This is a genomic window from Embleya sp. NPDC050154 (genome assembly GCF_044460165.1).
In the GTDB taxonomy this organism is placed as follows: Bacteria; Actinomycetota; Actinomycetes; order Streptomycetales; family Streptomycetaceae; genus Embleya.
This window is the reverse complement of the sequence record NZ_JBITJP010000002.1, coordinates 695,667-708,247: the sequence shown is the minus strand read 5'-3', so window position 1 is coordinate 708,247 and position 12,581 is coordinate 695,667. Positions and strand designations below refer to the sequence as shown.

At 71.9% G+C, this 12,581-nt stretch carries 12 protein-coding genes; 7 read left to right on the top strand and 5 right to left on the bottom strand.

Going from position 1 to position 12,581, the window contains the following annotated elements:
- Together ACIBSV_RS06690 and ACIBSV_RS06685 are read right to left on the bottom strand one after the other, a co-directional pair.
- Positions 1 to 225, bottom strand: a 225-nt coding sequence (locus ACIBSV_RS06690; protein ID WP_395859888.1) for a transposase domain-containing protein, incomplete at its 3' end; no start/stop codon positions are given.
- Positions 226 to 753: 528 nt separating this feature from the next.
- Positions 754 to 1,533 carry a VOC family protein gene (locus ACIBSV_RS06685; RefSeq protein ID WP_395859886.1) on the bottom strand — a complete coding sequence of 260 codons (780 nt, stop codon included), beginning with the start codon at positions 1,531 to 1,533 and terminating at the stop codon, positions 754 to 756.
- A gap of 109 nt (positions 1,534 to 1,642) precedes the next feature.
- On the opposite strand from ACIBSV_RS06685, the gene ACIBSV_RS06680 reads away from it, so the two are divergent.
- Positions 1,643 to 2,485 (top strand): sulfurtransferase, encoded by an 843-nt coding sequence (locus ACIBSV_RS06680; RefSeq protein ID WP_395859884.1) that lies wholly within the window; start codon positions 1,643 to 1,645, stop codon positions 2,483 to 2,485.
- Positions 2,486 to 2,582: 97 nt separating this feature from the next.
- On the opposite strand, the gene sepH is transcribed toward ACIBSV_RS06680, so the two are convergent.
- A complete protein-coding gene (gene sepH, locus ACIBSV_RS06675; RefSeq protein WP_395859883.1) occupies positions 2,583 to 3,707 on the bottom strand; it encodes a septation protein SepH in 1,125 nt (374 codons plus the stop codon).
- A gap of 421 nt (positions 3,708 to 4,128) precedes the next feature.
- Here sepH and ACIBSV_RS06670 point away from each other — a divergent pair, with 421 nt between their 5' ends.
- Positions 4,129 to 5,112: a hypothetical protein gene (locus tag ACIBSV_RS06670; RefSeq protein WP_395859881.1), complete on the top strand. Its 984-nt coding sequence runs from the start codon at positions 4,129 to 4,131 to the stop codon at positions 5,110 to 5,112.
- Positions 5,113 to 5,141: 29 nt separating this feature from the next.
- On the opposite strand, the gene ACIBSV_RS06665 is transcribed toward ACIBSV_RS06670, so the two are convergent.
- Complete coding sequence (locus ACIBSV_RS06665) at positions 5,142 to 6,470, bottom strand: D-arabinono-1,4-lactone oxidase (protein ID WP_395859879.1); 1,329 nt, start codon at positions 6,468 to 6,470, stop codon at positions 5,142 to 5,144.
- A 151-nt stretch (positions 6,471 to 6,621) separates the two neighbouring features.
- Here ACIBSV_RS06665 and ACIBSV_RS06660 point away from each other — a divergent pair, with 151 nt between their 5' ends.
- Both ACIBSV_RS06660 and ACIBSV_RS06655 read left to right on the top strand, forming a co-directional pair.
- On the top strand, positions 6,622 to 7,776 hold the full coding sequence (locus ACIBSV_RS06660) for a ferrochelatase (protein WP_395859877.1): 1,155 nt from the start codon (positions 6,622 to 6,624) through the stop codon (positions 7,774 to 7,776).
- Positions 7,773 to 8,564 carry an inositol monophosphatase family protein gene (locus ACIBSV_RS06655; protein WP_395859875.1) on the top strand — a complete coding sequence of 264 codons (792 nt, stop codon included), beginning with the start codon at positions 7,773 to 7,775 and terminating at the stop codon, positions 8,562 to 8,564. The genes ACIBSV_RS06660 and ACIBSV_RS06655 overlap by 4 nt, the downstream gene beginning before the upstream one ends.
- A 166-nt stretch (positions 8,565 to 8,730) precedes the next feature.
- Here the strand turns inward: ACIBSV_RS06655 and ACIBSV_RS06650 are convergent, their stop codons facing one another.
- Positions 8,731 to 8,904: a hypothetical protein gene (locus tag ACIBSV_RS06650; protein ID WP_020555845.1), complete on the bottom strand. Its 174-nt coding sequence runs from the start codon at positions 8,902 to 8,904 to the stop codon at positions 8,731 to 8,733.
- Between the two features lie 330 nt (positions 8,905 to 9,234).
- Here ACIBSV_RS06650 and ACIBSV_RS06645 point away from each other — a divergent pair, with 330 nt between their 5' ends.
- From ACIBSV_RS06645 to ACIBSV_RS06635, 3 genes are all read left to right on the top strand, one after another.
- The gene (locus ACIBSV_RS06645) at positions 9,235 to 9,888 is read left to right on the top strand and encodes a response regulator transcription factor (protein WP_020555846.1); all 654 of its coding nucleotides are present in this window, start codon (positions 9,235 to 9,237) and stop codon (positions 9,886 to 9,888) included.
- Between the two features lie 317 nt (positions 9,889 to 10,205).
- Positions 10,206 to 11,390 (top strand): sensor histidine kinase, encoded by a 1,185-nt coding sequence (locus ACIBSV_RS06640; RefSeq protein ID WP_395859939.1) that lies wholly within the window; start codon positions 10,206 to 10,208, stop codon positions 11,388 to 11,390.
- A 217-nt stretch (positions 11,391 to 11,607) separates the two neighbouring features.
- The gene (locus tag ACIBSV_RS06635; RefSeq protein ID WP_395859873.1) at positions 11,608 to 12,558 is read left to right on the top strand and encodes an acyl-ACP desaturase; all 951 of its coding nucleotides are present in this window, start codon (positions 11,608 to 11,610) and stop codon (positions 12,556 to 12,558) included.
- The last annotated feature ends 23 nt before the right edge of the window (positions 12,559 to 12,581 follow it).

Sequence of the window (12,581 nt, the reverse complement as noted above, 5' to 3'; positions counted from 1 at the left end):
CAGACCCTGCGTGAGCAGACGCGCGACCTCCTCGTAGCCCTGCCCCGAGAACAGACACATCGCCAGGACGAAATACACGACCACCCGCGCCGGCAGCAACCGACGACGCTGCTCGACGCGGCCACACCCCGCGACCACCTCGTCGATCAACTCCGCCGGAAACGTACGCGTCAAGACCCCCAACGCGATCCGATCCGAGAACCGCTCTCCCGTCGACGACTTCACCTGCCCAGGCCTTGGCACAACCCACCCAACGACCGAACCCCACCAAAGTCACTGGTATTGCGGCTAGGCCCTGTCCGGCGGACAGGACCTGGGCGTGTCCTCACGTCACGCCCGGGCGCCGCGCTCATGCCCAAGGGCGCTCATGCCGAAGGGACGGCCTCCGGACGAGGCCGTCCCTTCGATGAACCCGGGCCGGTTCAGGCCTGGTTGCGCCGCTTCGACGCGACGAGCGTGGCGACGCCCGCGGCGGCGGCGAGCAACAGGACGATCTTGAACAGCTTGCCCATGGAAATGGACCCCCTCGATGGTCGGGACGAAGAAGATGCGTCTCCCGGCCGAGGAAGGCCGCGGGCGACGTGATCCGTGTGTACGTAGGCGCACGGGTCCCGCCGATCCCGGACCCCGTTTCCGGACGGGAGCCCGTCACGCTCGACTCTACGTCACCCGTTTGATTCAAGGGCGGAGTGGTTTCGGCCGGAGCGGCGGGTCGAACCCGGCACTCCCGCAGGTGAATTCGGACCGGATGGACTATTGCGGATCATTCGGATTCGATGCCACCGCGATCACGTTGAACACCGCGCCCTGCGGATCCCGCACGGCCGCCAGTCGGCCGTACGGCGACTCCTCCGGGCCGCGCAGCACCCTGCCGCCCAGGCTGTCCACCCGGTCGACGGTCTCGTCCGCGTCGCGCACCGCGAAGTACGCGGCCCAGTGCGCCGGCGGGCCGTTCCGCGCGCCCGCCACGCCGCCGCGCAGGACACCGCCGACGTGGAACGTCGCGTAGTCGAAGTCGGCGTCGGACATGTCCTCGTAGGTGAAGTCGAAGACCGCCGTGTAGAACTCCTTGGCCCGTGCGCTGTCCGGCGTGTACAACTCGTTCCACACCACCGCGCCGGGCTCGTTGACCACGCCCGCGCCGTTGTGGTCGCCCGCCTGCCACACGCCGAACACGGCGCCGGTGGGGTCGGCGGCGACCGCCATGCGGCCGAACGTCATGACGTCCATCGGTGGCGCGATCACCGTGCCGCCGGCCGCGCCGACCCGTCGCAGCACCGCGTCCGCGTCGTCCGCGGCCAGATAGGTGGTCCAGGCGACCGGGCCCTGTCGTCCGGGCATGCGGCCCATCAGGCCGGCGACCGGACGGCCGCCGAGCGTGCAGGTGGTGTAGTGGCCCACCCCGGCCGGCCCGATCTCGCCCTCCCAGCCGAACAGGCCGCGATAGAAGGCCAGTCCGGCTTCGACGTCGGGGACGCCCAGGTCCACCCAGCAGGGCACCCCGGTGGGATATCGCGAGGTCCACTCGCTCATCGATGCCTCCTCGACAGATGCCGACAATTCGGGACGATCCGTCATCGATGCTGCCACCCGGGTCGGACATGTGCTCGTCGATGGCCGCCGCACGAGGCAGGATGCCGGTATGAGTTCCCTGATCAAGGCGGCCGACCTGGCCGCCGCCCTGGACAGTTCGTCGCCGCCGCTGGTGCTCGACGTCACGTGGCAACTCGGCGGCCCGCCCGGCATCGAGGCGTACCGGGTCGCCCACATCCCCGGCGCCCACTTCGTCGATCTCGCCGCGGAGTTGTCCGGACCGCACACCCCCGGCGGCGCCGGCGGCCGGCATCCGATGCCCGAGCCGGCCGCGTTCGGCGCGAGCATGCGCCGGTTGGGGATCGGCCCGGAGACCGACGTGGTCGTCTACGACGGTGGGCCAAGCGTCGCCGCGGCGCGGGCGTGGTGGCTGCTGCGCTACTTCGGCCACGACCGGGTGCGCGTGCTCGACGGCGGCTTCGCGGCCTGGACGGCGGAGCGGCACCCGGTCACCGACGTGGTGCCGGAACCCGCCGCACCGGGCGCGTTCGTCCCGCGCCCGGGCGGGATGACACGCCTGGACGCGGACGAGACCGCGGCCCTGGTGGCCGCGGGCGGGGTGCTGCTGGACGCTCGTGCCGCGGAGCGCTTTCGGGGCGAGACCGAGCCGATCGACGCGAAGGCCGGCCACATCCCCGGCGCGGTCAGCGCGCCCGCGACCGAGTACACGCACGCCGACGGCCGCTTCCACGAACCCACCGAGCTCAAGGAGTACTTCGCGGCCCGCGGCGCGGTCCACGGTGCCCGGGTCGCCGCGTACTGCGGTTCCGGCGCGACCGCCGCGCACGAGGTGCTCGCACTGTCGCTGGCCGGCGTGCCGGCCGCGCTGTACGCCGGTTCCTGGAGCGACTGGATCACCGACCCGGAACGCCCGGTGGCCACCGGCGAGTAGCGCGCTCGGACCGCGGTGCCGGCGACGAGCGCACGACAGGAGCCGAGGGCCCGTGCGGGCCCTCGGCTCCTGTCGTACCCGTCTGTCGTGCCGTCGATCATTCCCGGCGCTTGCGCCTGCTCCCGAACACGATCTCGTCCCAACTGGGCACGGTCGCCCGGCGGCCGGGACGCACGCCGTCGGCCTCGGCCTGTCGGTCGGTGCTGCCGACCAGCCGCTCGCGGTGCGGGCCGACCACGCCGCGCGGCACCAGGACGTTCTCGTACGCGCTGCCCGCGCCCGCCGCCGCGGCGGGGGCCTGGGTCTCCTCTTCCTCGATCGGTTCGGCGCGCTCCGGGCGTTCCGACCGCTCGACGCGCTCGATCCGCTCGGGACGCTCGACGCGCTCGATCCGCTCCGGGCGCTCGGCCCGTTCCGCCCGCTCGATGCTGCCCACGCGCGGGCGTTCGGCCAGTGCGGTGACGTCGATGCGCATCGGACCGGGCGAGGCCGACTGGGTCTGCGGTTCGCCGCGCAGACCCGGGACGGCGTCGAGCAGGCTGGTGATCGCGTCGTCGTCGCTCTCGCGCGGAATGGTGGCCAGGCGCGGTCGGAACGGGAACGGGGTCTCGGACGCCGCCGGGTGCTCGCCGATCAGCGAACGGGCCTCGTCGTCGTTGGTGGTGACCAGGCGCCGGGGCGGATCGAAGCTCCAACTCGCGGAGCGCATCTCGCCATCGGCGCGGTAGAGCAGCAGGATCTCCCAGCTACCGTCGTCGCGCCGCCACGAATCCCACTGCACGGACTCGGAGTCCGCGCCGCGCAGGTGCAGGCGTTCGGTGACGATCTCGCCGAGCAGCGGGCCGGTGCTCTCGCCTTGCCGACGGATGGGGGTCTTGCGGGCGCGTTCGGCCATGAAGGCGCGCTCGGCGAGGACCGGGCCCTCAAAACGCCGCACCCGGTCCACCGGGATTCCGGCGAGCTGTGCGACCTCCTCCGCGGTGGCACCGGCCCTTATCCGGGCCTGGATGTCACGCGGACGCAGCTGGCTCTCGACCTCGATCTCGATCTGGCCGAGCCTGGCGCGGTCGCCCCTGACGGCGGCACGGAGCCGTTCGTCGATGGGCAACATGTACTCAGTGCCGTCGGCAGCCTTCAGCACCAACCGTGTGCCGTCGTTGCTGACGGCCACGACACGCAGTTCGGGCATGGGGACCTCCCGGGTGGTGCCTGCCGACGTCACCTGCGTCGTTGCTCCCGCTACGAGTGTGACCTGCCCAGCCTCGGCGTGGCCACAACCTGACCGAGTTGTCCGGCGTGTCGGATTTATTACCTGACTGGCCGAATTGCCTTGGTTACACCATTTCGGGTAGATACCGGGGCGGCGCCCCACCCTGACCTCCGCGGTCGGTCGCCTCCCCCTTCGCGCACAGGTCGTTCCGGAACCTGGCGTGAACAGTACTCCATTCGGGGGCTCTACCGGGACACACCGCGCCGCATCGGCGCGTCCCGTTCGGACGAGTCGTTTTCGGCCGTCCGGGGTGATGTCGATCACAAGATTGGGCCGATCGGAACGATGTCGATGGGCCGTTCAGTCGTAACCAGGGTGAAGTCCTGTTTTTCATGATTAACCACCGTCCGTGCTCGGACGGGCAAGGAAAGTGATGCCGGAAAGGACCGAGAATGAACGTCGCCGGATCGATGTCAACGCGGTGCAGGTTGTGGGCAGTGCCCTGGCGGCCATCTCCTCGGCTTTCCTGCTCTCGACGCTGGGCGTCGCCGGGACGGTGATCGGCGCGGCGCTCGCGAGCGTGGTCGCCACGGTCGGAAGCGCGCTCTACGTGCACCTGTTCCGCCGCACCGGCGAGCAACTGCGCGACGTGCGGGCGACGCTGATCCCGCCGCACGAGGGCGGGCCGAGTCCGGACCCCGCCGCCGTACCGGAGCGACCCACCGGTGTGGCCGACCCGGGATCGGCCGCCGACGAGACGATGCTGCTGCCGGTCGGCGACTACACCCGGTTCGAGGAGCATGCGCGGACCGCGCCGGTCACGGGCTCGACGCGCGCGGAGCGCCTGCTCGGCGGTGCCGGGACGGACGCCGAACCGGTCGCGGACGGCGACAAGCGGGTCTGGCTGGCCCGTTCGCTGGTCGGGGCGGTGCTCGTGTTCGTGGTGGCGATGGGTGTGGTGACGCTCACCGAGACCGCGATCGGCCGCTCGTTCGCGAGCCTGTTCGGACACGGCGACGCGGGCGGCTCGACCATCTCGCGGATCGTCGACGACAAGCCCGCCCGACCCGACACCCCGAAGCAGCCGGGCGGTTCGACCCCGCAGCCGACCGGCGCCACGCCCGCACCCACGCACGGGCCGGCCACCGGCGACCAGGGCACGACCGGCGAGAACGGCACGGGGGCGACCTCGGTGCCCTCGACCACCCCGTCCACGCGACCGAGCCACACCCCCTCGTCCGACCCGAGCGACTCCAAGCCGCCGAGCACGGCGCCGCCCGCGACCCCGCCGGCGGGCGGCTCGAGCGGGGCCGGCACCGCGAACGGCGGGGCGGCGGCCGGCAACGACGCCGGCGGCACCGCCCAGGGCGGCGCGGACGGCGACTCGCGGTCGAACGCGGGCGCCGGCACGCGCTAGCCCTGGGACCGGCGCCGGTGCGGCGGGCCTCAGTCGCCCAGCACCCGACGCAGGTAGTCGTTGCCGAAGCGGCGCTCCGGATCCACCCGGTTCCGGAGCGCCGTGAAGTCGGCGAACCTCGGGTAGAGCTTCGCGAAGTACTCCGCGTCGCGGGTGTGCATCTTGCCCCAGTGCGGGCGCCCGCCGTGCCCGACCATGATCTTCTCCACCTCGGTGAAGTACCGCTCGTGCGGCGTGCCCTTGTACATGTGCACCGCGATATAGGCGGTGTCGCGCCCGTACGCCGTGGACATCCACAGATCGTCCGCCGGGGCCACCCGCACCTCGACCGGGAAGCTGATCGGCAGGCCCGCCGCCTCGACGAAGGCACGCACCTCGGTCAGCGCGGCCGTGGCCGCCGCCCGCGGCAGCGCGTACTCCATCTCGATGAAGCGCACCCGGCGCGGGCTGGTGAACACCTTGTGCGAGGTGTCCGAATAGGTCCGCGCCGACAACGCGCGGCTGGACAGGCGCGCGATCGTGGGCACCGTCCTGGGCGCGGCCCGGCCGACCCGGCAGGCCAGCGAGAACACACCGTTGGACAACAACTCGTCGTCCAGCAGGAAACGCGCCTTCGACAGCGGTTTCGCCGGCCCCTCGATCCGGTTGTTGCGCTTCACGTTGCAGTTGTCGGTGTGCGGAAACCAATAGAACTCGAAATGCTCGTTGTCCGCGCACAGCGCGTCGAAGTCGGCGAGCACCGCGTCCAGCCGCATCGGCTCCTCGCGCGCCTCCAACAGGAAGCTCGGCTCCACCGCGAACGTCAGCGCGGTCACCACGCCCAGCGCGCCCAGACCCACCCGGGCACCCGCGAACAACTCCGCGTTCTCGGTCGCCGAGCACGTGGTGATCTCGCCGTCCGCCAGCACGATCTCCATGCCCCGGATCTGCGCCGCCAGCGATCCGGACACCCGCCCGGTCCCGTGCGTGCCGGTGGACGTGGCGCCGGCAAGGCTCTGCACCGCGATGTCGCCCATGTTCGCGAGCGCGAGGCCGTAGCCGGCGAGCAGCGCGTTGAAGTCGCTCAGCCGCATCCCGGACCCGACCGTGATGGTGCCCGCCGCACGATCGAGCGCGTGCACCTCGGTCAGCCCTTCCGGGCGGATCTGCACCCCGTCGGTGACCGCGACCGAGGTGAACGAGTGCCCGGCGCCGACGGCCTTGACCGCCAGACCCTGTGCCGCCGCCCGGCGGACCGCCGCCGAGATCTCCTCGGCCGACCTCGGAGTGAGTACCGAGTGCGGCCGCGCGGACTGGTTTCCGGTCCAGTTCCGCCAGATCGGCGGCGTCTTGGAGACGGCGGGGGTGGCGCTGCTCAACGGGTTCCTCCTGGGGTCGCCGTGGGATCAGCCGGACATTACTCGCCGGTCATCGGACCGGGAAGGGGCCGGGGCCCGATGGGCCGCAACTCACGCCGCGCGCGGGCCGGGGCGTTGGGGCGGGCGGGGCCGCGATGCGAGGATCACAGACATGCACGCGACACAGGCCCCCGACCCCAGTCCGTACGACGCGCTCCTGGTGCTCTCCTTCGGCGGGCCGGACGCCCCCGACGAGGTGCTCCCGTTCCTGGAGAACGTGACCGCGGGCCGAGGGGTGCCCCGGGAACGCCTCGAGGAGGCCGCCGGCCACTACGCCCACTTCGGCGGTGCCAGCCCGATCAACGCGCACAACCGCGCCCTGATCGCGGCGATCGAGACCGACTTCGCCGCACAGGGACTGCGGCTGCCGGTCTACTGGGGCAACCGCAACTGGCGCCCGTATCTCGCGGACACCGTGCGGCGGATGGCCGACGACGGGATCCGCCGTGCCGCGGTCCTGGTGACCAGCGCCTACGCCTCCTACTCGGGCTGCGGGCAGTACCACGAGAACCTGCTCGAGGCCCGGGCCGAGGTCGGCGACCGGGCACCGGTGTTCGACAAGCTGCGGCACTTCTTCGACCACCCCGGTTTCGTCGAGCCGCTGGTGGACCACGTGCTGGCCGCGCTGGCCGAACTGCCCGAGGCGGTGCGGGCCGGCGCCCGACTGGTGATGGTCACCCACTCGATCCCCACCGTCACCGCGCGCACCGCCGGCCCGGCCGGCGGCGGATACGTCGAGCAGCACCGGGAGACCGCGCGCCTGGTCGCCGAGGGCGTCGCGCGCGCGCTCGGGCGCGAGCACGACTGGGACCTGGTGTACTCCAGCCGCAGCGGCCCGCCGCAGGTGCCGTGGCTGGAGCCGGACGTCAACGACCACCTCGTGGCGTCGGCCGAGGACGGCACGGCACCGGCCGTGGTGCTGGTGCCGATCGGATTCCTCTCCGACCACATGGAGGTGGTCTACGACCTCGACGTCGAGGCCGCCGCGACCGCCGCGCGGCTCGGGCTGCCGGTGGCCCGAGCGGCGACCACCGGCGCCGACCCCAGGTTCGCCGGCGCGGTGCGCGACCTGCTCCTGGAGCGCGCCGCGACGGTACGCGGCGAGGCGCCCGCGCGGTGCGCGCTCGGTGTGCTCGGCGCCGCGCACGACGTGTGCCCGGTGGGCTGTTGCCCGGACCCCCGGGCGCTGCGCGCCGACCCGGAGGCGGCCGCGCGGTCGCCGCGCGGCGAGGCCCTGCACGGCTCCGCCGGCAGGATGGGTCCATGACGATCGACACCGCGGAACTCCTGGCCATCGCTCGCGACGCGGCCCGGCACACCGGCGGCTTCCTGTTGCACGAGCGTCCCGCCGACCTCGGCGTCGCGGCGACCAAGAGCAGCCCCACCGACGTGGTCACCGAGATGGACACGGCCGCGGAGAAGCTGATCATCGAACGCATCCGCGCGCACCGACCACACGACGGCTTCCTCGGCGAGGAGGGCGACGCGACCGCGGGCAGCAGCGGCGTGCGCTGGGTGATCGACCCGATCGACGGCACCGTGAACTACCTGTACGACCTGCCCGGGTGGTGTGTGTCGATCGCCGCCGAGACCGCCGAGGGCACCCTGCTGGGCGTGGTCGAGGTGCCGGTGGTGGGGGAGACCTTCCACGCCGTGCGCGACGGCGGCGCCTACCGCAACGGCAAGCCGATCCACTGCCGCGCCTCGGTCGAGTCGGCCCGGGCGCTGGTGGCGACCGGGTTCGGCTACACCGCCGAGCGGCGCACCCGGCAGGCCGCCGTGATCGGCGCGCTGCTGCCGCGCGTGCGCGACCTGCGCAGGGCCGGCTCGGCCGCGATCGACCTGTGCTCGGTGGCCGCCGGTCGGGTCGACGCCTACTACGAGCGTGGCCTGAATCCGTGGGACGTGGCCGCGGGCGCGCTGATCGCCCGCGAGGCCGGCGCCGAGGTGATCGAGGACCTGTGGCCCGAGCCCGACGGGTCGAGCCTGTGCCTGGCCGCGCCCGCCGGACTGCGTGCCGAACTCGAGGCCGCGCTGGCCGCCCTGCACGCGTAGACCCGAGCATGCGCAAGGCCCGGACCCGGTGCCCCCGCACCGGATCCGGGCCTTCGCGAATTCGGCCCGACAGCCGAACCCCCGGCGTCCACTGGGGACCTCGCCGGGGGAGATCAAGAACCGTGTGTCCATGCGTGGCTCGGGTGCTCTCGCCCGAGCGGAGTGCCTAGGCGCTTTCGGGAAGCACCCGCACGCCGTGCTCGGACGCCATCCGCAGGAGGTCGTCCAACTCGGATTGCTCCACCTCGACGAGGAAGTCGTCGCCGGTGTCACAGGCCTGCTTCAGAGCCTGTTCGGTCTCACGTATGCGCCGCAGTACGCCGGCCGTGAATTCGTCCATAAGGCCGCCCCAATGTCACTCGTCGTCGCCGGTTTCGGTTGTCCTCCCCCCGTGCAATGCCGGGGAAACCATGGATCCGGGCCTTTGACGGGGCTCGACCTAAGGGTGTGACCAGGGGCGATTTCCGGCCCGCCGGCCCGGGATCGGACTTTCCGGGGCGTACCGGAATCCTTCCCTCCTTCGGGGGGTCCCGTAACGTCCGCGGCGCGACGCGCTCGCCGGGCCGATCCCGCCCGCCCCGGTCGGCCGGCCGGCTTACCGAGGCTTTACCGGGGCGCGGGGGAAGATGGACAACGGATCCATCCACTCATCGAGCAGGAGGCACAGCCGGTGCGGGTTCTCGTAGTCGAGGACGAGCAGCTCCTGGCGGACGCGGTCGCGACCGGGTTGCGCCGAGAGGCCATGGCCGTCGACGTGGTGTACGACGGGGAGGCGGCGCTGGAACGGATCGCCGTCAACGACTACGACGTGGTGGTGCTCGACCGGGACCTGCCGATCGTGCACGGCGACGACGTGTGCCGGGCGGTGGTGGAGACGGGCATTCCGATGCGGGTGCTCATGCTGACCGCCGCCGGCGACGTCAGCGATCGGGTCGAGGGCCTGGAGTTGGGAGCGGACGACTATCTGCCCAAGCCCTTCGCGTTCAGCGAGCTGATCGCCCGGGTGCGCGCACTCGGCCGGCGGGCCGTCTCCCCGCTGCCGCCGGTGCTGGAGCGGGCCGGCATCCGGCTCGACCCGAACCGGCGCGAGGTGTTGCGCGAGGGTGTCCCGGTGCACCTGTCGCCCAAGGAGTTCGCGGTGCTGGACGTGCTGATGCGCGCCGATGGCGCCGTGGTCTCGGCCGAGCAACTGCTCGAGAAGGCATGGGACGAGAACACCGATCCGTTCACCAATGTCGTCCGCGTCACCGTCATGACATTGCGCCGCAAGCTCGGCGAGCCGCCCGTCATCCTGACGGTGCCCGGCGCCGGATACCGCATTTGAGGACCGCCATGAACGACAGCTCTCGGGCCGTCCCGGCGGAAGCCGGAAGTACCGCAGCCGGATCCGCGGAGCCGGCCGCGGGCGCCTCGACCGCGCCCGCGAAGCCGAACCCGGCGGCGAAGCCGAACCCGGCGGCGAAGACCGGCCCACCGCCCCGTCCGGGCCGACCGCCCCAGCCGCCGCGCCCCAGCGCGCCACCGGGCGCGCCGCCCAGGCCCAACCGCGAACCCGTGCGCGAGCCGGGTCGCGACCCCCAGCGTCCGGCCACCGGCGGACGCCGGCTGATCCTGGGCCGCGACGCCGACGACGCGGCGGAGATGTCGCGGTTGTCGCGGATGGCCCCCTCGCAGTTGCCCGCGCTGCTGCGCTCCACCATCAAGATGCGGCTGACCGCGCTGTACGGCGGGATGTTCCTGATCGCCGGGGTGCTCCTGCTGGGCACCGTCTACCTGCTGGTGCGGCAGAGCCTGACCGAGGGCCGGCTGAATCTGAGCCTGGCGCCGAACACGTTGATGACCATCAACGGCGTGCCGATGACGCCCGACCAGTTCGAGCAGTGGCAGACCATCCAGCAGATCCACCAGCGCGACGCCGCGCTGAACTCGCTGCTCCAGCAGTCGCTGCTGGCCCTGCTGCTGCTGTCGGTGATCGCCTTCGGGTTCGGCTACGTGATGGCCGGCCGGGTGCTGCGCCCGCTCGAGCGGATCACCTCGATCGCCCGCGAGGTGGCCGGATCCAATCTGCACCGGCGGATCGACCTCGACGGTCCGGACGACGAGTTCAAGGAACTCGCCGACACCTTCGACGACATGCTCGACCGGCTGGATCGCTCGCTGGAGTCGCAGCGCAAGTTCGTCGCCAACGCGTCGCACGAACTGCGCACCCCGCTGGCGATCAACCGCACCCTGCTGGAGGTCGCGCTCGGCGATCCGGAGGCGTCCGTCGAGCTCAAGCAGCTCGGCAAGACGTTGCTGGCCACCAACGAGCGCAGCGAGGGCCTGATCGAGGGCCTGCTGCTGCTGGCCCGCAGCGACAACGAGCTGACCGAGCGCAAGCCGGTCGACCTGGCCGAGGTGGCCCGCCGCGCGGTGGACCAGACCGGCGCGGAGGCGGCCGAGCGCAAGGTGACGCTCGACGACGAGCTGGGCCCCGCCGTGCTGCAGGGCAACGGGGTGCTGCTGGAGCGGGTCGCGATGAACCTGATCCAGAACGCGGTGCGCTACAACCGGCCCGGGGGCACGGTGGACATCTCGACCGAGACCACCGCGGGGGTCGCGGTGCTCACCGTGGTCAACACCGGGCCGGTGGTGCCCGGCTACGAGGTGGACAACATGTTCGAGCCGTTCCGGCGGCTGCGCACCGAGCGGACCGCCAGCGACAAGGGCGTCGGGCTCGGGCTGTCCATCGTGCGCTCGATCGTGCGGGCGCACGGCGGCTGGATCGAGGTCGAGCCCCGGGAAGAGGGCGGTCTGATGATGCGGATCGGCTTCCCGGCGGGCTGATTCCGGGCGGCGACCGCCCCGGTGCGGGCGGTCGCCGGGGCCGAAAGCGATCGTACGTACGTGCGAGAGTCGTGGATCACATTTCCGTCTTGGGGTGGAACCAACCTACGCTGTCGTAAGTTACGGAATCGTAGGGACGCGTCGTGCGGGCGATGCACAGCGTCGTCCTCCGTGTCTGCCGCTGTACGACGTTGTCTGCCTATGCCCTGGAGAGCCGATGAACCTTCTCGCCCCCGCCCCGACCGGTGAGCACCTGCTCCGTGAGTTGGAGCAGGTCGTCGCCGTCGAGCTGGACCGCCACCTCGCGGTGGCCAAGGAGTGGTTCCCGCACGAGTACGTGCCGTGGAGCGCCGGTCGCGACTTCGACGGCGTGCTCGGCGGCGAGGCGTGGACTCCGCAGGAGTCCGGGCTCACCGACGTCGGCCGGATAGCTCTCACGCTGAACCTGCTGACCGAGGACAACCTGCCCAGCTACCACTACGAGATCGCGGCGATGTTCGGCCGCGACGGCGCGTGGGGCACCTGGGTGCACCGCTGGACGGCGGAGGAGGGCCGGCACGGCATCGCGATCCGCGACTACCTGATGGCCGCCCGGGCGGTGGACCCGGTCGCGCTGGAGCGCTCGCGAATGGAGCACATGGAGGCCGGCTACCAGGGCGACCACATGGACAATCCGCTGCACGTGATCGCCTACGTGACCTTCCAGGAGCTGGCCACCCGGGTCTCGCACCGCAACTCGGGTCGCACCTGCGGCGACCCGATCGCCGAGCAACTGCTCGCGAAGGTGGCCACGGACGAGAACCTGCACATGGTCTTCTACCGCAACCTGCTCAAGGCCGCCTTCGAGATCGCCCCGGACCAGGCGATGCGCGCGGTCACCGAGATGGTCACCGACTTCCGGATGCCCGGGCACGGGATCAGCGGCTTCGAGCGCGCGGCGGCCAAGCTCGCGGTGGGTGGCGTGTACAACCTGCCGATCCACCAGAACGACGTGATCCTGCCGGTGCTGCGCCACCTCAAGATCATGGAGCGCACGGACCTGGGCCCGGAGGGCGAGAAGGCCCGCGAGGAGCTCGCGCTGTTCCTCGGCGGCCTGGACTCCCAGGTGGTGCGCTTCGAGGAGCGCCGGCTCGCCGTGGAGGCCCGCAAGGCGGCCAACCGCCGCTGAGCGCACCCGAGCGGAACATCGAC